Here is a 21,516-nt window from a genome sequence, read left to right on the forward strand (position 1 = left end):
GGCGAAACAGCGTCCCGGGGTGAGTGGCAACCCCGGAAACCGGGTGGCCGCCGCGTTCCGCGTCGCACGCGCGCCACCGCGCTCGAACTACTCTGCGGCACGGCACGTCGTCCGGGCGGCGCGTGTCCCGGAGTGGTGGGTCCGGAGTGGGGGTGGCGGGTACGAGTGGAGGCGTGGTGGCGAAGTCGCTGAGGTCGACGACGGGTCGGGTGGTGGCCGGGGTGGTGCTGGTGGGCGCGGTCCTGGGGCTGGTGATCGTGCTGCGCTCGTCGGCCGAGCAGCGGTCCTGGGCCAGTGCGGAGGGGACCGTGCAGGAGCGGACACGGTCGGGGAAGAGCACTTCGGTCAAGGTCGAGTACCCGCTGCCGGACGGGACGACGCAGGTCGCCACGCTGTCGGAGAACGGCCCGATCCGGAACGTGGGTGAGCGCGTGACGGTCCGCTACGACCTGGTGGACGGCCGGGTCGTGGACGCGGCCTTGGCCGACAACGACCAGGCGCACTGGGTGACCGGCGGCATGTTGGGAGTCGTGGTCCTCGGCGCGATGGTCGCCAACCTCCTGGCGTGGGCGCCCAAGCCACGTTCCGGCTGACCCGGAGGCGGGGGTGCCTCCGGGCGGCCCCGGCGCGTGCGTGCCGCCACCGGTCACCGGTCACCGGTCACCGCGACCCGCTCACCGACCCGGTTTCGGGTGCGGGGCCTGGTCGATCTGCTCGCGGAGGATGTCGCCGTGCCCGGCGTGCCGGGCGAACTCCTCGATCATGGCGAGCAGGGTCCACCGCATGCTGACCGTTCCCTCGGCGGGGAAGTCCTTGGTGTCATCGAGGTCGAAGCGCGCGGCGATCTCCCGTGACCGTCGGCTCGCGCGCTCGAACTCGGCGATGACGTCGGCCACGGACTCGTCGTCGGCCACCGCGAACGTGCCCTCGTCCCGCTTCGAGTACCCGTCGCACTCGGCTTCGTCCAGGCCCGCCCAGAACCGCTGGAACCAGATCCGTTCAGCGGCGGCCGCGTGCTTGACCAAGGAGATCGGCGTCGTCAGCGACACGACGAGCCGCCGGCGGGCGTCGGCTTCGGAGAGACCGCGCACGGTCTCGACCAGCGCTTCCCGGTTGCGATCGAGCACGTTCTCGATGACCGCTCGCTCGGTGCCGTCAGTGATCCTGTTGGTGGACAAGGACTTTCACTCCGTTCGTGGGCGCGCCCAAGAGGCCCGTGCCACCTCACGCCCCTGTCAGGGCGGTCGGCGACCGGGCCGCGTTCGACGCGGTGGTTCGAGGACAGGACTATGCGTCCAGAGGGTGGAACGAATGGCGAACGTCAGGCGTTCGCGGTGCTCACCGCTGCGGTGCGCGGGAGCGTGCCGACCCGGGCAGATCTCCCGTGAAGGTGCCGACGCCGCTTACCCTACCGCGTCTCCGGGAGCCGTGCGGTCGGCGGACCGGAAACCGACCGACCCGAGGTCGTCGGCTACGCCTGACCCGAGCGGTCGAGCGGGGGCGAGTCGCGTTCCAGGTCGGTGCTCAGGGCCTGGTAGACCGCCGGGCGGTGGCGGCGCAGCCACCAGGCCACCGCGAGGCCCGCCGCCGCCACGACCGGCAGCAGCCAGGGCAGCAGGGTGATGACCGGGTTGTCCGAGCCCGCCAACGTGGGGAAGTTCGCGATCGCCAGCGCCACGATGACGGCCAGGCCGAGCGCGCCCAGGCCGGGTGCGAGCGCCGTCCGGGCGAACCGGCGGTCGCCGACCCGGCGGAAGTGGACCACGATCGCCACCGCCGCGAGGAACTGGAGCACGAGGATGCCGAGCGTGCCCAGCCCGGTCATGCTCGCGGTCAGCGCGGTCACCGGGTCGAGGCCGGCCAGCCGGAAGGCCAGCGCGACCAGCGAGGCGAACAGCAGCTGCGCGACGGCGGCCCGGCGCGGCACGCCGGTGCCCGGGTGGGTGCGGCCCAGGCCGCGCGGCAGCACGCCCACCCGGCCCAGCGCGTACAGGTAGCGGGTGGCCGAGTTGTGCAGCGCCAGCAGCGCGGCGAACAGGCTGACGACCAGCAGCACGGTCATCACCTTGGTCAACGCCTCGCCCAGGTGCTCCCGCGACACGGAGAAGACCAGGTCGCCGGTCGACAGGTGCGCGAGGGCGACGTCCTGCGCCTGCGCGACGCCGATCGCGCTGACCACGGCCCACGTGGTGAACGCGGCGAAGACGCCGATGAACCCGATCGCGAGGTAGGTCGCCCGGGGGATCGTCCGGTGCGGGTCCTTCGCCTCCTCGCCGAACAGCGCCGTCGCCTCGAACCCGATGAACGCGTTCGCGGCGAACAGCAGCGCCAGTCCGCCCGCGCCCTGCGCCACCACCGAGGGGTCGAACACCGACAGCGAGAAGCCGTGCCGGAACAGCACGCTGAAGTCCAGCACCAGGAGGATCGACACCTCCAGGACCAGGCAGACCGCGAGCACCTTGGCGCTGACGCCGATACCGCGCCGGCCGAGCAGGAACACCAGCACCACCGACAGCGCGCTCCACACGATCCAGTCGAGGTCGGGCCCGAACACCTCCGCGATCCCGGTGGAGGTGAAGAACCCGCTCGTGCCGATCGCGCCGGCGACGAAGCAGTTGTAGCCCAGCATCGCGATGAACCCGGCGACCAGCCCGAAGGTCTTGCCCAACCCGCGCACGACGAACGCGTAGAACCCGCCGGCGCTGGTGAGACCCTTCGACATCTGCGCGTAGCCCACCGCGAACAGCAACAGCACGACCGTCGCCGCGATGAACGCCACGACCATCCCGCCGCCGTTGCCGAGCGCGATGCCGAGGGCGGCGATCACGACCATCCCGGTCAGCGGCGCGACGGCGGCCAGCACCAGGAAGACGATGCCGGGCACGCCGAGCACGTTGCGGGCCAGCGCCGTGTCGTCCCGGGACTCGCTGCGACTCATGGCTGGCGAGTATCCAACCGCCCACCGGAGCCCGACTTGCCGCAGCGCGCACACGTCTTGCTTCTACGCGACCCGAACACGACACCACGGCGTCACCGACCGGACGCGTTGGTCAAGCGCGACGAGGGTCCCCGGTCGTCACCGCATCCTCGGGTCGTGCGACGGATCGTCGTACATGGGTGGGCAGCCGCCGTCGACGGCTTCGGGGCGCAGTTCGTAGTGCCAGGGTTCGTTGCGGTAGATCTGGCACAGGCCGTACCCGGCGCCGTGCTCGGACAGCCAGGCCGCGGCGGCAGGCGGCCCGATGTCGACCGCGTCCCCCGCCACGTGGGCGGACTTGTCCGGCGTGGCCACCCACCGGGCGGCCTCCTCTTCCGAGCCGCATCTCGACACCACCTCGTGGCGCAGTCGTTCCTGGTACTCGGGCGAACGCCAGCCGCCGTTGACGACGATCTCCACGCCGTCCGCCGCGGCGGCGGTCGCGGCCCGGCGCAAGGCACCGAGCAGGCCGGGATCGAGGTTGGCCACGGCCGGGACGTCGTCGGCGAAGACCGACACGGGGTCCGGCACGTAGCCGTGCGCTGCGCCGAGGGCGCGCCGAGTGGCCGACGACCGGGCGCGGCGTGCCGCTGTGCGTACTTGTTCGCTGTGTGCCATGCCCCCAGTCAAGGCAGCACGCCGTTGTTGGCACGTATGTGGTTTTCGATATGCGCACGAAATACCCGAGGCCGTAACGTCGGGAGTATGCGTGTGTTGATAGTCGAGGACGAACCGTACCTGGCCGAGGCCATTCGCGATGGCCTGCGCCTGGAGGCGATCGCGGCGGACATCGCCGGTGACGGCGACACCGCCCAGGAGCTGTTGAGCGTCAACAGCTACGACATCGCCGTCCTCGATCGCGACATTCCCGGGCCGACCGGCGACGAGATCGCCCGGCGGATCGTCGCCTCCGGCAGCGGCATGCCGATCCTCATGCTCACCGCGGCCGACCGCCTCGACGACAAGGCGTCCGGGTTCGAGCTCGGTGCCGACGACTACCTCACCAAGCCGTTCGAACTGCTGGAGCTGGTGCTGCGGCTCCGGGCGCTCGACCGCCGGCGGGCCCACAACAGGCCGCCCGTGCGGGAGATCGCGGGCCTGCGGTTGGACCCGTTCCGCCGCGAGGTCTACCGCGACGGCCGCTACGTCGCGTTGACCAGGAAGCAGTTCGCGGTGCTCGAAGTGCTCGTCACGGCCGAAGGCGGTGTGGTCAGCGCCGAAGAACTCCTGGAACGGGCGTGGGACGAGAACGCCGACCCGTTCACCAACGCCGTGCGGATCACCGTCTCGGCACTGCGCAAACGGCTCGGTGAGCCCGGGATCATCGCCACCGTGGCCGGCGTCGGCTACCGCATCGAGACCGGACCGGGCACCGGGCGGGAGGGCGGCGACCGTGGATAGGCAACCCGGTATGAGCGTCCGCCTCAAACTCACCCTCAGCTACGCGGGGTTCATCCTGCTGGCCGGCGTCCTGCTGCTCGCGGTCGTGTGGGTGTTCCTGCTGCGGTACGTGCCCGAGGTGCTGTCCCTGCCGATGGTGGACGTGCCCGCCCGCTCGGAGCTGGAGCGCGCCTTCGTCCCGAAGGCCACCACGGCGCTGGTGTTCCTGCTGGCGCTCGGCCTGTCCGGGGGGTGGTTCCTGGCCGGCAGCATGCTCGCGCCGCTGACCCGGATCACCAACGCCACCCGCCTGGCCGCGAACGGCTCGCTGTCCCACCGGATCCACTTGGAAGGCGCGCAGGACGAGTTCCGCGAACTCGCCGACGCCTTCGACACCATGCTCGCGCGGCTCGAAGCGCACGACGCCGAGCAGCGGCGGTTCGCGGCCAACGCCTCCCACGAGCTGCGCACCCCGCTGGCGATCACCCAGACGCTGCTCGACGTGGCCCGCAACGACCTGACCCGCGACACCGGCGAACTGGTCGAACGCCTGCACTTCGTCAACACCCGGGCGATCGACCTCACCGAGGCGCTGCTCCTGCTCAGCCGGGCCAACCAGCGGTCGTTCCACCGAGAGCCCGTCGACCTGTCCCTGGCGGCGGAAGAGGCCGCCGAAACGCTCCTCCCCCTCGCCGAGAAGCGCGGCCTCACGATCGAGACCTCCGGCGACATCGCCACCACCCTCGGTTCGCACGCGCTCCTGCTCCAGCTGACCACGAACCTCGTGCACAACGCGATCGTCCACAACCTGCCGCAGCACGGCACCGTGTGGGTCACCACCAGCGTCCAGCCCGACACCGTGGTGCTCACGGTCGAGAACACGGGCGAAAGGCTGACCTCCCAACTGGTCTCCACGCTCGTCGAGCCGTTTCAGCGTGGCACGCAACGCGTCCGCACCGACCACGCGGGTGCCGGCCTCGGCTTGGCGATCGTCAAGAGCATCACCGAGGCGCACGACGGAACCCTCACCCTCACGCCCAGGGCCGACGGAGGGCTCCGCGTCACCGTGCAACTTCCCGCCGCGCCACCGCACACCGACCCCTGACCATCGGGAAGCGGTCCTCATGAGACGAACGACTGCTCGACGGGGAAGTCGAAGTAGCTGTCCGGGAACGGCTCGTCGGTCAGGGTGTAGTGCCACCACTCGACTTCGTACGGGCGGAACCCGCAGGTCTCCATGATGGCGCGGAGCCGCCGCCGGTTCTCGGCTTCGACCTGCCCGACCCCGCTCGCCCCGTGGTGCGAGACGGGGTCCATCAGGTCGTGGTCACCGCCCATCGCGGCGAGTTCACCGGTGGCCAGGTGGTAGAGCGTCAGGTCGACCGTGCTGCCCCGGCTGTGGCCCGACCTGGCGGCCACGTACCCCTTCTCGACCATCTCCGCCCGGTCGATGTTCGGGTAGTGCCGTGATTTCGTCCGGCCGTCCTCGGGCTGTGCCGACCACCGCAGGAAGCAGTCCACCGCGCGTTGCGGGCGGTAGCCGTCCCACAGCAGCAGACCGAAGCCCCAGGACGCGGCCTTCTCCTGCGCGCACTCCAGCGCCGCGCACAGCGCCCTCGTGCCGACGATGCGGTTGGCCGCGTACCCGTCCACCGGTTTGCCGGTGAAGTTGTCCCAGGTGGCGTACTTGGCGTCCCAGCGTATTCCGGGCACCAGCTCGTCCACGAAGACGAACTCGTCGTTCACCGGACGTTCCCGGCCACCGCCAGCGACACGAGCCGGTCGAGCACGTCCGCCGGCGACAGCCCGGCGGCGGCCATCATGCGCGGGTAGCGGCTGTACGACGTGAGGCCGGGCAAGGTGTTGACCTCGTTGAGGATCACCTCGCCGTCGTCGGTCAGGAACAGGTCGACGCGCGCCAGCCCCCGGCACCCCAGAGCGCGGTAGACGGCCTTGCCGGTCTCCTGGACCAGCGCGCGCGACTCCGCCGGGATGTCGGCGGGAACGGTGATGGTCGAGTTCTCCGACCCGCCCTCCGGGTTCTCCTCCTGGTGGATCCGGAAGATCCCGTGGGACAGCGTGATCTGGTCGGGTTCGCCGATGACCAGGTCCACGTCGTCGCCCAGGATCGCGCAGCCGATCTCGGCGGCGACGATCCCCTCTTCGACCAACACCTTCGAGTCGTACCGCCGCGCGGTCTCCACGGCGCTGCGCAGTTCCTCGGGGCGGGAGACCTTGGTGACGCCGAACGACGACCCCGACCGGGCCGGCTTCACGAAGACCGGGTAGGTCAGCCCGCCGGGCTCGACGTCCTCGCCCGCCGGGACGACCAGGAAGTCCGGCGTGGGGATCCCCGCGGCCCGGACGACGGTGTAGGCGAGCGCCTTGTCCATGCACAGGGCGGAGCTCTGGACGTCGCAGCCGACGTAGGGGATGCCGGAGAACTCCAACAGGCCCTGCACGGCCCCGTCCTCGCCGAACCTGCCGTGCAGCACGGGCAGCACGACGTCCAGCCCGACCTCCTCGTACTTGCCGTCCTCCAGGACGAGCAGGCCGTGCACGCCGCTGTCCGTGGAGAGCACGACCGGACGGCGCCCGCCGCCCTCCCCGTCGACGTCCGGGCCGTCGCAGAGCCACCAGGAGCCGTTCTCCGCGATCCCGATCCAGTACGGCTCGTACTTCTCCGGGTCGAGGCTCTTCGCGACCTCCTGGGCGGACTTCACGGACACGGGATGTTCTTCGGAAGTACCCCCGAAGATGATTCCGATCTTCATACCCAGTGTCGCCTTTCGCTGTCGAAGTTCAAGCAGTTGATGAGGCTGTTCTGCACGGTGTCCCGCAGCGCGTGGTCCGTGTAGTAGGCGGTGTGCGGACTGATCAGGACGTTCGGCAGGCGTTGCAGCCGCACCAGCGCCTCGCTGACGTCCCGGTTGCGGCAGTCGGCGTAGAAGATCCCTTCCTCCCCTTCGAGCACGTCCAGCGCCGCACCGCCCAATCGGCCGGTCTCCAACGCCGCGAGGAGGGCATCGGTGTCGAGAAGTGGGCCGCGCCCGGTGTTGACGATGAACGCACCGTCCTTCAACTGCGCGATGCGCGGCCCGTTCACCAGGTGGTGCGTCTCCGCGTTGAGCGGGGCGTGCAGCGTGACGATGTCGCTCGACCGCAGCAGTTCGTCGAGCGAGACGTGGTCGACGCCGATACCGGGACGTTTGTCGTAGGCCAGCACGCGACAGCCGAACCCGCGCAGCCTGGCCACGACCGCCGTGCCGATCCGGCCCGTACCGATGACCCCGACGGTCAGGTCGCGCAGTTCCCTCCCCCGCACGTCCCCCAGCCGGTAGTCGTGGGCATCGGTGCTGCGGAGGAGGGATTTCGCGTTGCGCACGACCATCAACATCAGCATCAGCGTGAAGTCGGCGACGCTGTCGGGCGAGTAGGAGACGTTCTCGACCACCAGGCCGAGGCTTTCCGCGTACTCGACGTCGATGTGGTTGTACCCGATGCTCCTCGTGGACACGTACCGCACACCGGCCCGGCTGAGCGCGAGAAGAGCGGCGTTCTCGATCCGGACCTTGTGGCCGACGCTGACGCACCGGTTGCCCGACGCCAGTTCGACGTTGGTCTCGGACACCGCCGCCTCGGTGATGGTCAGCGCGACGCCGAAGCGCGACGCCGTCTCCCGGAAGGCAACGGCCTCGTCCGCGTCGCACCCGTAGATCGTCACGCCCAGCACCGGGGCGACGGAGGGCCGCCGGACCATCGGCGATCGGGAGCGGCGAGCCGCGGTTCGCGCCGGTTCGCTGTTGGACATGCCTCCAGTCAAGCCACCACGACGTTGTCAGCGCGTATGCGGTTTCCGATACACCGACGATAAGCTACCCACTGGTAGGGCCGCCGTTCGCCGAGTTGGCCACCCGATCGCCGGGAACGCGCCGGCGGCCGGCGCACCGGTTTCGTAATACCGGACGTGATGCGCAGATTATTTCGGCGCGCAGTTCTGCCGGTCCGGTGAACGGTACCCGCCGATGTGAAATTCCGACTGCCGTTTTATTCGAACCTGAACCATTCGGCTCTGCTGCGCCCTTCCGCTTCGCCGGCAGCATCGGAGGTACATCCCGCAGTTCAAGAATCGAGGGGCGATGTACGACCACCCGCTGTCCGAAGCACCACGACGGACGAGAACAACGCCACCTGGTCGCTTTCACCGTCGCAGGTCGCGCGTCTCGTCACTCAGCGGCCTGCTGGCCGTGGCCCTGCTGGCGAGCCTGGCACCGAGCCCACCCGCCTGGGCCGGGCCGAACCACGCGCGGGAAGCGCCGGCGAGCGCGGCCGCGGACGACGGGCCGCCGACCACCGGCCGGTTCTACCTGCAGAGCCGGATCAGCGGCTACAACATGACCGCCTCCGACAACTCGGACCGCAGGTGGGTCGCCACCAGGCAGCCCAAGGGCGACGAGAACTTCCAGCAGTGGGAGTTCAGCCGCAACGGCAACGGCACCTACAAGGTCAAGAACGCCCAGCGCGACGGCAAGTGCCTCACCGAGCAGGACAACCCCGAGGGCGAGCCGCGCCTGGTGGTCGGCGGCTGCGCCGAGCCCAAGACCGACTGGGAGTTCCGCCACGACACCGGCGAGGTGTACCGCATCTTCGTGCCGGGCACCCAGCGGCGGCTGTGGGGCGAGCCGGTGCTCGACTCCCAGATGCAGGTCAAGATCACCGAGAGTTCGATCGCCAACGACGCGTGGTACCTGACTCCGACCAGCCCGGAGCGCGGACCCGTGCCGAGGGATCCCCGCCTCGACGACATGACGTTCCTGATGTCGCACAACTCGATGCACAACACCGAGGACCAGGAAGACGGGATCGCGTTCCCCAACCAGCCGCACAGCGTCGCCGCCCAGCTGCGCGCCGGCGTGCGCGGGCTGATGTTCGACGCGCACTTCGTGAACGGCAAGGTGCGGCTCTGCCACGAGATCGCCGTGCTGAAGGGCTGCACGGACGAGAGCGCCGAGGCGGTCAAGCTGTTCACCGACGTCGGGGACTTCCTCGAGCAGGACCGCAACGCCGTCGTCACCGTCATCCTGGAGGACTACGTCACCGCCGAGCAGCTCAGCGGCGCCCTCTCGGAGCTGTTCGGCGAGGGGAAGCCGTTGCACGACCTGGTCTTCCGGCCGGACGCGGAAGGCGTGCGGGACAACGGCTGGCCGACGATCGGCTCGATGGTGGGCAGCGGCAAGCGCCTGCTGCTGTTCACCCAGGACAGGGGCGCGTCCGACCAGCGCAACCTCAAGAACAAGATCGGGTTCATGAGCCAGCGGGACTGGACCGTCGAGAACTACTGGTCCATGGGCGCGGGGCTCGGCGGGTCGGACTGGAGCTGCTACAGCCGGTGGGACGACCTCCCGTTGAGCACCGAGGAGAAGTCGTTCCGGCGGCTGTTCGTCATGAACCACTTCCGGGACGCCCCGATGGACCCGACCTACCGGACGGACAACGAGAAGGCGCGCGACCGCGCCGAGCGGTTCTGCGCCCCGGCGGCCCGCAAGAAGGCGAACTTCCTGGCCATCGACCAGTACGGCGACGGCGACCCGATGTCGGCCGTGCGGGGCCTCAACGAGTACGTCTACCACGGTGACACCCCCGGCTCCGGCGGCACGCCGGGCGAGGTGCCGGGCAGCGATCCCCGGTTGAGCGCGGGCGCGCCGGTCGACAACGCCCCGGACAACCGCGGCAGCAAGCCGTCGGCGGGCGACCAGCACGCGGCCTGCCGCCCGGACGGCCTGGTCGGTTCGCCACGGGCCCGGTACTGCGACGTGTACGACAAGTCGGGCGTGGAGTGGGTCGGCAACGACCGCAACCGGCGCGCGGTCGGTTACTTCACCGGCTGGCGCACGGGCCAGAACGGCAACCCGCAGTACCTGGTCAACAACATCCCCTGGTCCAAGGTCACGCACCTGAACTACGCGTTCGCCCACGTGGCCGACAACCGGATCTCCGTCGGCACGCCCGACGACCCGAAGAACCCCGCCACGGGCATGACCTTCCCGGGCTTCCGCGGTGCCGAGATGGACGCGTCGCTGCCGTACAAGGGGCACTTCAACCTGTTGACCCGCTACAAGAAGCGGCACCCCGCCGTCAAGACGTTGATCTCGGTCGGCGGTTGGGCCGAGTCGAGCGGCTTCTACGCCATGACCACCCGGAGCCAACGGGATTCCCGGGACGGCTGGGTGAACCAGCCCGCCATCGACACCTTCGCCGACTCGGTGGTCGCCTTCCTGGACCGCTACGGCTTCGACGGTGTCGACATCGACTACGAGTACCCCACTGCGCTGCCCGACGCGGGCAACCCGCAGGACTGGGCCGTCGCCAACCCGCTGCGCCCGCACCTGAACGAGGGCTACGACGCGTTGATGAAGACGCTGCGGACCAAGCTGGACGAGGCGAGCGCGAACCGCGGCCGCTACTACCTGCTGACGTCGGCCGTCTCCGGGTCCGGCTACCTGACGCGTGGGCTGGACGCGGGACAGGCGTTGCGCTACCAGGACTACGTCAACATCATGTCGTACGACCTGCACGGCTCGTGGAACCACTTCGTCGGCCCGCAGGCCCCGTTGTACGACGACGGCAAGGACAACGAACTCACCGCCGCCGGCGTCTACACCGAGCCCGAGTACCAGAAGAACGGCTACTTCAACCTGGACTGGAGCGCCCACTACTACCGCGGCAAGCTCGCGCCCTCGCGGATCAACCTGGGCATCCCCTACTACACCAGGGGTTGGCGCGGGGTCGAGGGCGGCAAGGACGGGCTCTGGGGCACGGCCGCCCTGCCCGACCAGCGAGCCTGCCCGCCCGGCACCGGCACCGGTGGCGGCTCGCCCGGCACCACGACACCGTGCGGCAACGGCGCGATCGGCATCGACAACGTCTGGCACGACACCGACCGGGGCAAGGAGGTCGCGGCGGGTTCCAACCCCCTGTGGCACGCCAAGAACCTCGGTCAGGGCACCCAGCCCGGCTACCTGTCCGCCTACGGCCTCGACCTCACCAAGCCGGAGAACCGGCTGACCGGCACCTACCAGGGCAGGTACGACTCCGCGCTGGTGGCGGGCTGGTTGTGGAACAAGGACAAGAAGGTCTTCCTGTCCACAGAGGACGAACAGGCGATCGACGCCAAGGCGAAGTACGTCAAGGACAACGGCCTGGGCGGGGTGATGATCTGGGAGCTCGCGGGCGACTACGCCAAGCGGGAGAACGGCGAGTACGGCATGGGCTACGACCTGACCACACGCCTCGACGGGGCGCTGCGGGCCGCGGCACCGCCCAAGACCGATCCCTCGGGTGCGACGGTGCCGCCCAAGCAGGTCGTGGACGTCTCGGTGGAGCTGGTCGACTACCCGACCGACGTCAAGGACATGTGGCCGATCCAGCCCAAGCTGCGGATCACCAACCGGACCGGGAAGCCGCTGCCCGCGGGCACCGAGGTGTCCTTCGACCTCCCCACTTCCACGTCGCCGGTCGTCAAGGACGACGCGTGGCGGGAGCTGACGGACAACATCAAGCCCGGCCACCAGGGGCCGAACGCCGGCGGCCTCAAGGGCGACTTCCACCGGATCACCCTCAAGCTCGGCTACTGCGAGGAGGTCGCGTCCGGCAAGTCCCGGGACATCGGCCTCAAGTACTACCTGCCCGTCACCGGCCCCATCAACACCGTCGTGGCGATCGGCAGGAACCGCTACGGCGTGCTCGGGGACCAGCGCAAGGGCACCAGCACCGTCTCTCCCGACACCAGCGACACCAAGGTGCCCGCGTGCCAGGCCGAGGGGTGGAAGGCCGACCGCGTCTACAACCCGGCGGTCGCGCCGTTCGGCATGTGGAAGACGGGCACCAGGTGGAAGTTCGAGGACAGCTCCAGCGGCGGGCTGCTCGACCACCCCGGTGACCGCACCGCGGTGTCGTTGGCGCAGAACGCGGGCGAGAGCAAGAACCAGCTGTGGACGGTCAGCCTCGACAGCCGGGACAACGGGCAGGCCTGGTTCCACGTCAAGTCGAACAGCAGCGGTCGTGACCAGTGCCTGTCGGCCAACGGACTGCTCGGCGCCCTCGCCGTGCGCGACTGCGACGGCGCGGCGGGCCAGTGGTGGCAACTGGTGGACGCCGACAACAAGATCATCGCCGGCGAGCCGGAACACGGCAAGGCCTACCAACTGGTCTCCTTCGCCGCGGGCAGCGACTGGCGCAAGCCCGATTTCGTCGCCGAACCCAAGAACAGCGGCGGCATCGGCACCACCATGGTCGCGGGCAGCACCGACGGCACCACCCGCACGGTGGTGACCCACAACGGCTACTACTGGAAGGCCAAGTACTGGACCCGGGGTGACACCCCGGACGCCACCAACCCCAACAACCCCTGGACCCGGCTCGGCCCCACCCGCTGACGGTCGGGGGTGCCGCGGTCGCACCGCGGCACCCCTCCCCCCGTCAAGCCGGCGGCAGGACCAGCAGCGCGGTGCCGGCGCAGGAACACCCTCCCGGCCACCGCGCCGAGCACCAGCGCGACCAGGCCCGGCAGCACCACACCGCCCTCGGCGAGGTGCTTGATGCCGTAGACGAGCGGCAGCACGGTCACCAACGACAGGGCGACGCTCGGCAGGTCCAGCCGCCCGGGATCGGGGTCGCGGTGCTCGGGCAGCAGGACCGGCCCGGTGATCAGCAGCAGGCCCAGAGGTGATCGCCACCGCCCCGCCCGCCGTCGAACGCGCGGCGGCCCGGTTGCGCGACACGGGCTGACGAGCCCTCGAAGCCCCGGCGGGCCGGGAGGCGGGCGGTCCGGTGGAGGCGGGTCAGCGGCAGGCCACCCAGGTGTCGCCCTGCTTGACCAGCTTGATCGTCTGGTTCGGGCCCATCAGGGCGACCGGGATGGGGGCCTCCATGGTCTCCAGGCCCGACTCGGCCTCGGGCGACAGGTCGTCGGGCTTGCCCTCCACCTCGACGGCGAGCACACCGGTCGCCGTCGTGTCGGACTGGTCCCGGACCTCCTTGGCGGTGATCCGGTAACGCAGGTCGGCGAGGCGGGGGTCGAGCTGTTCGAGTTCCGCCTTCTTCGCGGCGATCGTCCGGGACTGGGTCCACTCCTCGGGGCAGACGAGCTTGCGCACCGCCTCGTCGTCGCGGGCGTCGGCGCTCTCGGCGAGCGCCTTCAGCGCCGCCTCCGGCCCGCTCCCCGCCGTGGTCCCCGCTGTTGTCGCCGGTGTGTTCGCCGGGGTGTTCGCCGGTGTGCCGCCGCAAGCGGTGAGCAGGAGCACGACAGCTGCGGCGAGTGGTGCGCGAAGCGTCATTCGCCCGATGGTAGCGATGATCAGCTCTGGACAGGGTGGAAAGTTCCGGCCACCGCACCCGCCGCGCCCTGGTAGGCGTCGCGGCAAGGCCCGGCGCTGTACGACCGCATTTTGGCGGGACCTGCACCGGATGCACTCTGAATGCTGCCGCCGGATGCTGGAATACGCCGCACGAACGTCGATTCCCCGCCGTCATGGCGGCGACCCGCAGGCAGCCGGCAGTGGGACGAACGCCCCCCGACTCGGCGCTTCAGCTCACGACGAAGTAGCCACTTAGCGTATTTTAAATGATACCAGGAGTGATAGTCTGTCCTTCCGGCGAGTCAGCGGATAACCAGTCACCACCGACACGGTGTCCCCACAATCGGACCTGCGGCGACCCGCCGGTAACGGCACCGAATTCTTCTTCGAGAACACCCCTACCACAGTCGCCTCCGCATGTCGCACGCGTGCCGGAGCCCTTTGTCCTGCCCGCACGCGCCGGCCCGTGCGCGCCGGCCCGTGCGCGCTTTTGCGACGCAGTAGTGATGCTCCACGATTCAGCGGTTGTCCAGCGAAAGGAATGACGATGATCCTGTTATCCAGAAAGCGCGGCGCGAGACGCAGAGTGGTGGGTGTCGCGGTAGCGGTCCTGCTGGGTGCCGGGGTGCCCTCCGGGGTGGCGGCGAGCGCGCCGGCGACCGTCGAGGACCTCCAGTCCTGGCACACGGCCATCGCCAAGGTCGCGCCGCCGTCGACACCGGGGTGCTACACCGCCGACCACCCGCGGCTGGCGTGGCGGCAGACCGGGTGCGCGGCCCCGCCGTCGGCGGCGATGGTGCCGAAACGCCCTGGTGCGCCGATCACCGTCAACGTGGGCAGCGGAGTCGGGCTGCTGCCCCAGGTTCCGCCCGGGGGCGGACCCATCACCCAGGCGTTCGGCTCGTTCGAGAACGTCAACAACGTGGTCAGCGTGCAGTCGCCGATCGTCGATGGCGGCGCGCCGGTGGCGAACGCCTACACGCTCCAGCTCAACACCAACTTCTTCGCGGCCACCGAGTGCGCCGGCGCGTCCTCGTCGCTGTGCCAGGGCTGGAAGCAGTTCGTCTACGCCAACAACGGCACCAGCGGCAGCCTCTACGTCGAGTACTGGCTGTTGACCTACAACAACCCCTGCCCGGCCGGTTGGTCTGCGCACCCGGCGTTCCTGCCGGAGACCTACTGCTACCAGCGGGGCGGCGCGACACCGACGGGCAACGTGCCGATCACCGCCATCAGCAACCCGAACTTCCAGTTGAACGGCAAGGTCGACGCGGCCACCGACACGGACACCGTGACGTTCGACAACGGGACCTCCACGGTGGTCGCGAACGTGGCTCCGAGCAAGACCCACGCCCTGGCAACGGATCCGGGGTGGATCCAGGCCGAGTTCAACGTGTTCGGCTACGGCAACCGGGCGCGGGCCGACTTCAACATCGGCGGCCCCGCCGCCGACTTCGACGTGCGCACCAGGATCGACTACGGCGGCGTGAAGGAACCCGTCTGCCAGTCCGGCGGCTTCTCCGGCGAGAGCAACAACCTCAACCTCGGCCCACGCCCGAAGCCGACCCTGCCGGGACCGGCCCTCATCTTCAACGAGCGGACCGCTGACGCCGTGACGTTCGGCTGCGAGGGCGCGGCGACCATCGGCGACACCCACCAGAAGACGTTCGCGGGTCTGCTCTACGACTTCCAGGCCACCGGTGACTTCGTGGAGGCGCAGGTCGGCAGCGCGTTCGAGGTCCAGACGCGCAAGATCTCCGGCGCGCCGTCCTGGCCGAACGCCTCGGTGAACAAGTCGGTCGGCACCAGGATGGGCACCACCCGGGTCGCGCTGTGCGACGGGACTCGCCTGGTCGTGGACGGGCGGACCACCGAGATCGCCCCCGGCACGGGGGTGCGGCTGCCCAGCGGCGTCAGCGTCCGCCGCGACGGCAACCGCTACCTGATCAGGGACGTCCTGGGCAACAGCGTCCGGGTCGCCCCGAACACCGGGGCGAACCCGGTCTACACCGACCTGGAGGTCGGTCTCGGCACCTGGCCGACCGCCGTGCGCGGCCTGCTGGGCAACCCCGACAACAACCCCGCGCTGCTCGAAGCGCGCGACGGTGCCCGGTTCACCATCCCGATCTCGTTCGACAACCTCTACAACAGGTTCGGTGCCAGTTGGCGGGCCAACCCGGCCTCGTCGCTGTTGCAGCCCTGCAACGCGGTGAACGCGGGCAGCCCGTCGGGGCCGTTCTTCACCGGCCACCTCGACCCGGCGGTGCGCGAGCGCGCGGCGACCGCCTGCCGCCAGGCCCAGGTCCCCGCCGCCTGGCTGGACGCCTGCACCCTGGACGCCGCCGTCATCGGCCCGCAGGCCCCGCAGGTCTACCTCGGCCGCCCGCCGCCCGTCGTGAACGCCAACCCCGGACCGGTGCACCACGCCGGGATGACGTGGCGCACGATCGAGCAACGCCCCGACGGGGTGATCCACGTGGGGGCCGACAACCTCACCAACGCGTACCAGGGCGACACGCCGGCGACCGTGGCGCTGCCGGTCCTGTGCATCCGCGTGGACGGCCGCGTGGCCCCGCCGGGAATCCCGGACACCGGCCACCACAGCTGGGCCAACGGTGAGGTGAAGCTGACCGCCCCGGTACCCGGTTCGGCCCTGTCCAGCCTGCCGGTCGCGAACGAGCACTGCTCCGCCGCGTTCGGTCGCGAGTGGAGGATGGCCGAGTTCCACGACGGCGAGGGCTGGTCGTTCTGGGCGAACGGCACCCTGCCCACCGACGTCCGCTTCTGGACCCACATCAACGACCAGAACGCCAACCCCTGGAGCTGACCCCCACGACCCGCGCCTCCGCCCCTCACCGGGCGGGGGCGCGGTCCTCGGTTCTGCCGCGGTGGCCGGGCCCCGACCGGGTTCACCTTCAGCCGACGTGGGTTCGGCGGCGGCTGTGCGATCACCCCTTGCGCGCGGCCGCCATCCCGGCCGCCGTGACGACCATGATCGCCATCCCCGCCGCCACCGCGATCAAGGCGATCACCGGCTTGGCAGCCGGTTGGGAGTGGGCCACGGGGTAGGTCGGTGCCGGCGTGACGGGGTTCTCCGGCGCCGGCTCCGGGGGCACCTGCCCAGGGGTCACCTGCTCGGGCGGCACCTGCTCGGGGCGCACCTGCTCGGGAGGCGTCGGGGGCGGTGGAACAGGCGCTTCCAGTTCCGGCGCCAGGACCGTGACGCGGACCGGCGCGGAGGCGGAACGGCGGTACTTCGCGGCATCCGCGCCCGCGAGGCGGGGCGTGCCCACCACCGTCAGGTCGGTGCGGAGGTCGCGCTCCACCACGACCTCGCACGTGTAGGTCACCGTGGCTCCCGCGGGCAGCTCGCCGATCATCCGGCGGCACTCGGCCGGTTCACCCTCCACGGCGACGTCGTCGAAGGCGATCCGGCCCGGGTTGCCGACCCGGACCGTGATGGCGACGGTCTCACCGGCCCGGACGGCGTCCGCCGACCACACCGCGGACAGCGTCAGCAACGGGTTCACCACCGAGAAACCGGCCGTCGCCGAGGCCGTGGTGGCGAGGCCGAGCCGGTCCGAACCGGTCACCGTCACGGTGTCCGCCACGTCGGTGACCCCGGCCTCGACCTCGCACGTCACGGTGACCGCCTGGCCCGGGTCGACGGTCCCGGCGTCGGCCCGGTCGCACGCCTCCAGCACGTCGTGGTCGAGGCGCAGCCCCGACAGCGGTGTGTCACCGGTGTTCTCGACCCGCACGTCCACGGTGACGGTCTGACCGTCGACCACGACGTCCGGCTCGACGGTCTGGACCACCCCGATCGCCGGTCGCAGCACCTCGACCGAGGTGGTGGCGGTGCCGGCGAGCCGGTCGCCGGCCAGGCTGCTGCCGCCGACCTCGACGGTGACCGGGTGGTCGTCCGCCGCCGCCTCGGTCCGGCAGGCGACCGCGGCCGACGCCCCGCCCGCCAGTTCGTCGGGCAGCCGCGCGCAGGCCGGCCCGCCCGCGATCCGCGCGGCGAGGTCGCGCGCGGGGGCCTCGCCGGTGTTGGTGACCTCGACGGTGTGGTCGACCGGGTCGCCGGCGTGGACGGCCGGCCGGTCGGGCCGGATCGTGACGACGAGTTCGGGCAGCGGCACCGAGACCGCCGCGCCCTGCACCAGGAACGCGTCGGTGCGGCCGCTGAGGTCGAGCAGGGCGTCCGGGTCCGCCGGGGGCAGCGCGGCCGCCGCCACCTCCACGACCTTCGCGTCCACGCTCAGGTTGTTGACCGGTTCCGGGTTGCCCAGCGCGTAGGAGGAGAAGAAGTTGTCGGTGCCGCCACCGCCGGGGTCGGCCTGGGCCTGGCCGTTGACGAGCAGCCGGTCGGCGGGCTGCGCCCAGTCGCCTTCGTACGCGGTCACGCCGATCCGGGCCCGCCCGCCGGTCGGCCGGACGCCGGCCAGCCGCGCCTGCACCTGCCGCTGTTGCGACTGCACGCGAACGTGTCCACTGTGGACGGTGATGTGCCGGCGCGCGGGCGCCTCCTGGTGCGCCCGGTCGAACGACCACACCAGCGTGAGCGCCCAGCCGCCGAAGCAGTCCCGGCCCTGCGGTGTCCAGATGTTGCCCACGGTCACCGGGACCGGCCGCCCGGTCGCCACCGCGCGGAACTCGGCGGTGACGTCCGCCTGCGCGCTGTAGAACTGCTGGTCGGTCGGCCCGAGCGCGTCGGCGTGGTCGACGGTGTAGGTGAACCGCCGCGGCCCCAGGGCCGTGGTCTTCCCGCCGACGGCCAGGACCGGGGCCTGGAGCGCCGGTTCCCCCGGCGGCCGCTCGCCCCTCCGCCCGCACGGCGCGGTCGAGGACCGCGCGGTCGCGCCGGCCCAGCCGAGCTTGGCGTAGGCGACCGACGCGCCGGCCGGGACGTCCAGCGTGGCCGTGGACGAGTTGTAGGTCGCCGGATCGCCGTCCACGTCGGTCCACGTCATCCAGTGGCCGTTGTTCTGCGCGGAGACGCCGGAGCCCCGGCGGGACTGCGCCTCGCGGCACAGGCGGGCCGGGAACTGCGGGTCGTGCGTGTCGTCGTCGGGAGGGCAGCCCAGCACGGCGTTGCCGATCACCGTCACGTCGCCGTACACGGTCTGGTCGAAGTCCACCGGCAAGGACGGCTGCGGTGGGTTCTCGGCGGCCAGGACCGGGGTCGCGATCCACAACACCAGTACCGACGCCGACAGGCACCACAATCGTCCAGCTCGCATCGGGTCTCCTGTCTGGTCCGATGGCCGTGACACTCAAACACAACCGTCCTCCCCCCGCCCGGCGGGCGCGGCGGCGTTCCGTGGCACTGCGTGCCAGCTGGGGAAGCGAGGTACCGACAGGGTGCCACTGGCGGATGACGGGGCCTGTCCACCGTGTGCGCTCGGTGTCCGACGGCCGTGCAGGCGGCGGCCGAACGGGACGGGCATGACCGCTTCGGGTGGACTCTCCGCGAAAGTCTGGCCAGGCGACCGTCCAATCCGGACCATGGCACAGTGACGATCTTCAGCGTGGTAGTCGTGATAGCCGCGGTGGTGCTGACCCTCGCGGTCGCCATCGTGGTCGGCCGTCGTCCGGTGAGCGACACGACCGAACGCGACTCCGACTCCCGCAGCTTCGTCGGCGCGGTCCTGAGCGGGCTGTTCATCGTGGTGCTGGCGTTCTACGTGGTCATCGCCTGGACCGAGTCCGACACCGCCGAGAGCAACGCCCTGGCCGAGGCCAGTGCGCTGGCCGACCTGCACTACCAGGTCGAGGTCGCTCCCGAGGCGCAGCGCGAGCGCATCCGGACCGGCGTCGAGGACTACGCCCGGCTGGTCGCCGACGACGAGTGGGACAAGCTCGCCGACGGCGGGCGCTCCGAGGCCGCGACCACCGCGCTCAACTCCCTGCGCACCGAGGTCGTGCACCTGCCCACCACCCCCGAGCAGGTCCAGATCGCCCGCGACCGGGGCATGGAGCGCGTCCGGGAGATCTCCGACCTGCGCCGCGCCCGCCTCGACCAGGCCCAGGGCCTGAGCCCGACCGGCTACCTCATGCTGGTCGCCACGATCATCGGCGCCATCGCGATGATCGGCTACCCGATCCTGGTCGGCACGACCACCCGCGCCCGGCACCTGATCGCACTGGGCGTGATGGCCGGCGCGGTCGCCTTCACCTGCGTGCTCTGCCTCGACATAGCCCAACCCTTCCGGGGCGACCTCAAGGTCGAACCCGACGCGTTCGTGACCCTCTCCGAGGAACTGCGCTCGGTGACCTGATCCGCCTGATCCCGGTGCGGCGCTTGGTCCAGGGTGCGGCGCCCGGTCCCCGCGCCAGGTCGGAATCGGGCGCCGGCCCGACTTCGACGTGACCCGGCCGAGGTCGGCTGCCGACGGCGACCGAGGTGTCACACGAGCGACACCGCGCCACTCCCTTCGGCCCGCACCGCGTTCGGGTAGGGCCGCATGCGGTCGGGCATGTGGGCGCGCAGCAGATCCGCCAACCGGCGGGTGATCGCCCGGTCCATCAGGTAGCCCGCGGCCCGGCCCGCCTCACCGGCCGGCCCGTCGCAGGTCGTGCAGGTCCAGGCACCCTGGTCCGGTCCGTCGGGTAGCCGGACCAGACGCCACCCGCTCGCACACCGCACCTCACACCCGTCCACCGACCGGATGGTGTCGACCAGGCTGCCGGCCTCGCCGTAGGACAGGCGCACACCCGCCCTCCGCCCACCCATGTCGAACAGGGTCAACCGCAGCCCACCGCCGGCTCGGCGCACGTCGACCCCGATGCACCACAGCATCGTCTTCATCCTCCGCTCATCGCCACTCCCCTCCGGTTTCCCGGCACCCCACGGGTTCGCGGAACTCGTCCCCCCGGACACGCGGATCGTCGCCGGTCACCCACCACCAGCGGAGCCCCGGACGCAGAAGAGGCACACCGATCCACCGCGACGCGAAGTTCCACGATTCGGCGAGCGGCACGAATACAACCGCGGACAGGTTCACACAGGCCTGGTGCCGGATGGACCAGTCCTGCCCACGAATACCCGATCGGGGGCGCGTCACCGCCGTCCGGTGGAGTTCCGCAACGGCCTCCCCCACCGCATCGACCTCGGCGGGGGGTGTTCATGCAAAAACCCTTCCGGTGACAGCCGCCCCGCTCCCTCCCCCGCGATGAACGGCAGCCGGATCCCGGTGCTGGACTGCACCCATGTGATGCCCAACGCCCTCGTGCTCGGCCGGATCGATTCGGTCACCGCGCGCGATCCGGTCCGCCGTCGCCGTGGCCGTGGCCGGGTCATCGAACCACGAGGCCGGCCAGACCGTGGCCCCGTGCTTCGCCACCGTCACCGGACGCTCCGCAGCCGCCCACGCCGCCACCCGACCCAGACCTCCGACGAGCACCGCAGCCCCCGCCGATGCTTCGGGCACCGTCCGCCGACCCACTTTGGCCATCTCGCACCCTCGCCGACCGAACCACGGAAACCGTCCAGGGCCAGAGGGTCATGCAGGCCGACGAGGTCCAGGCGGAGGAGTGAAGACCGCCCGCCGTGTGCGGCTCGCGCAGCAACGAGTGCCGCCTTTGGGAGGGTGAACGGGCGCAGCGCACGGCCGCAGGCGGCAGCGACCCGCTGCGAAGTGCGCCCGGCAACGCAGCGGACATCCGGTCCAGGTCGACGGCGATAGAGCCGCGCACAGTTCTTCCTGACGGCAGAGTCCGGGGTCCGCGCCTCCGCAACCGCCCCGAGGCACCGACCGACGCAGTCACCGGCGCTACTGGCACGTTCTCCACTCGAACGGC

16 protein-coding genes are annotated in these 21,516 nt (G+C 70.8%); 7 read left to right on the top strand and 9 right to left on the bottom strand.

The genetic code is table 11. From position 1 onward, the window contains the following. Positions 1 to 176: 176 nt before the first annotated feature. Positions 177 to 593 carry a DUF3592 domain-containing protein gene (locus BN6_RS24015; RefSeq protein ID WP_148302993.1) on the top strand — a complete coding sequence of 139 codons (417 nt, stop codon included), beginning with the start codon at positions 177 to 179 and terminating at the stop codon, positions 591 to 593. 81 nt (positions 594 to 674) lie between these two features. Here the strand turns inward: BN6_RS24015 and BN6_RS24020 are convergent, their stop codons facing one another. From BN6_RS24020 to BN6_RS24030, 3 genes are all read right to left on the bottom strand, one after another. Then, positions 675 to 1,178 carry a DinB family protein gene (locus BN6_RS24020; protein ID WP_015102351.1) on the bottom strand — a complete coding sequence of 168 codons (504 nt, stop codon included), beginning with the start codon at positions 1,176 to 1,178 and terminating at the stop codon, positions 675 to 677. A 293-nt stretch (positions 1,179 to 1,471) separates the two neighbouring features. Next, positions 1,472 to 2,938 (bottom strand): APC family permease, encoded by a 1,467-nt coding sequence (locus BN6_RS24025; protein ID WP_015102352.1) that lies wholly within the window; start codon positions 2,936 to 2,938, stop codon positions 1,472 to 1,474. A gap of 138 nt (positions 2,939 to 3,076) precedes the next feature. Continuing rightward, entirely contained in the window at positions 3,077 to 3,595 is a 519-nt protein-coding gene (locus tag BN6_RS24030) for a M15 family metallopeptidase (protein WP_015102353.1), read from the bottom strand. A gap of 87 nt (positions 3,596 to 3,682) precedes the next feature. On the opposite strand from BN6_RS24030, the gene BN6_RS24035 reads away from it, so the two are divergent. Further along, positions 3,683 to 4,378, top strand: a complete 696-nt coding sequence (locus BN6_RS24035; RefSeq protein ID WP_041313819.1) for a response regulator transcription factor — start codon at positions 3,683 to 3,685, stop codon at positions 4,376 to 4,378. Continuing rightward, on the top strand, positions 4,371 to 5,462 hold the full coding sequence (locus BN6_RS24040) for a sensor histidine kinase (RefSeq protein ID WP_015102355.1): 1,092 nt from the start codon (positions 4,371 to 4,373) through the stop codon (positions 5,460 to 5,462). The genes BN6_RS24035 and BN6_RS24040 overlap by 8 nt, the downstream gene beginning before the upstream one ends. Before the next feature lie 17 nt (positions 5,463 to 5,479). Here the strand turns inward: BN6_RS24040 and vanX are convergent, their stop codons facing one another. The 3 genes from vanX to BN6_RS24055 are packed head-to-tail and all read right to left on the bottom strand — an operon-like array spanning position 5,480 to position 8,117. Next, a complete protein-coding gene (gene vanX / locus BN6_RS24045) occupies positions 5,480 to 6,103 on the bottom strand; it encodes a D-Ala-D-Ala dipeptidase VanX (protein WP_015102356.1) in 624 nt (207 codons plus the stop codon). Beyond that, the gene (gene vanA, locus BN6_RS24050) at positions 6,100 to 7,131 is read right to left on the bottom strand and encodes a D-alanine--(R)-lactate ligase (RefSeq protein WP_015102357.1); all 1,032 of its coding nucleotides are present in this window, start codon (positions 7,129 to 7,131) and stop codon (positions 6,100 to 6,102) included. The genes vanX and vanA overlap by 4 nt, the downstream gene beginning before the upstream one ends. Further along, positions 7,128 to 8,117: a D-isomer specific 2-hydroxyacid dehydrogenase family protein gene (locus tag BN6_RS24055; RefSeq protein ID WP_063641829.1), complete on the bottom strand. Its 990-nt coding sequence runs from the start codon at positions 8,115 to 8,117 to the stop codon at positions 7,128 to 7,130. Before BN6_RS24055 ends, vanA begins: the two co-directional genes overlap by 4 nt. Positions 8,118 to 8,604: 487 nt before the next feature. On the opposite strand from BN6_RS24055, the gene BN6_RS24060 reads away from it, so the two are divergent. Further along, positions 8,605 to 12,792 (top strand): glycosyl hydrolase family 18 protein, encoded by a 4,188-nt coding sequence (locus BN6_RS24060; RefSeq protein WP_197540179.1) that lies wholly within the window; start codon positions 8,605 to 8,607, stop codon positions 12,790 to 12,792. A 71-nt stretch (positions 12,793 to 12,863) separates the two neighbouring features. After that, on the top strand, positions 12,864 to 13,085 hold the full coding sequence (locus tag BN6_RS24065) for a hypothetical protein (protein ID WP_041313822.1): 222 nt from the start codon (positions 12,864 to 12,866) through the stop codon (positions 13,083 to 13,085). A 112-nt stretch (positions 13,086 to 13,197) separates the two neighbouring features. Here BN6_RS24065 and BN6_RS24070 read toward each other — a convergent pair whose 3' ends face one another. After that, complete coding sequence (locus BN6_RS24070; protein WP_015102360.1) at positions 13,198 to 13,692, bottom strand: hypothetical protein; 495 nt, start codon at positions 13,690 to 13,692, stop codon at positions 13,198 to 13,200. Between the two features lie 568 nt (positions 13,693 to 14,260). Here BN6_RS24070 and BN6_RS42355 point away from each other — a divergent pair. Then, complete coding sequence (locus BN6_RS42355; protein ID WP_015102361.1) at positions 14,261 to 16,540, top strand: hypothetical protein; 2,280 nt, start codon at positions 14,261 to 14,263, stop codon at positions 16,538 to 16,540. A gap of 121 nt (positions 16,541 to 16,661) precedes the next feature. On the opposite strand, the gene BN6_RS42360 is transcribed toward BN6_RS42355, so the two are convergent. Further along, a complete protein-coding gene (locus tag BN6_RS42360; protein WP_015102362.1) occupies positions 16,662 to 18,956 on the bottom strand; it encodes a COG1361 family protein in 2,295 nt (764 codons plus the stop codon). Between the two features lie 273 nt (positions 18,957 to 19,229). Here BN6_RS42360 and BN6_RS24085 point away from each other — a divergent pair, with 273 nt between their 5' ends. Then, the gene (locus BN6_RS24085; protein ID WP_158509420.1) at positions 19,230 to 19,994 is read left to right on the top strand and encodes a bestrophin-like domain; all 765 of its coding nucleotides are present in this window, start codon (positions 19,230 to 19,232) and stop codon (positions 19,992 to 19,994) included. A gap of 128 nt (positions 19,995 to 20,122) precedes the next feature. On the opposite strand, the gene BN6_RS24090 is transcribed toward BN6_RS24085, so the two are convergent. Further along, entirely contained in the window at positions 20,123 to 20,524 is a 402-nt protein-coding gene (locus BN6_RS24090) for a hypothetical protein (RefSeq protein ID WP_041313828.1), read from the bottom strand. Positions 20,525 to 21,516: the final 992 nt, after the last annotated feature.

Origin of the sequence: Saccharothrix espanaensis DSM 44229 (genome assembly GCF_000328705.1) — a bacterium.
In the GTDB taxonomy this organism is placed as follows: Bacteria; Actinomycetota; Actinomycetes; order Mycobacteriales; family Pseudonocardiaceae; genus Actinosynnema; species Actinosynnema espanaense.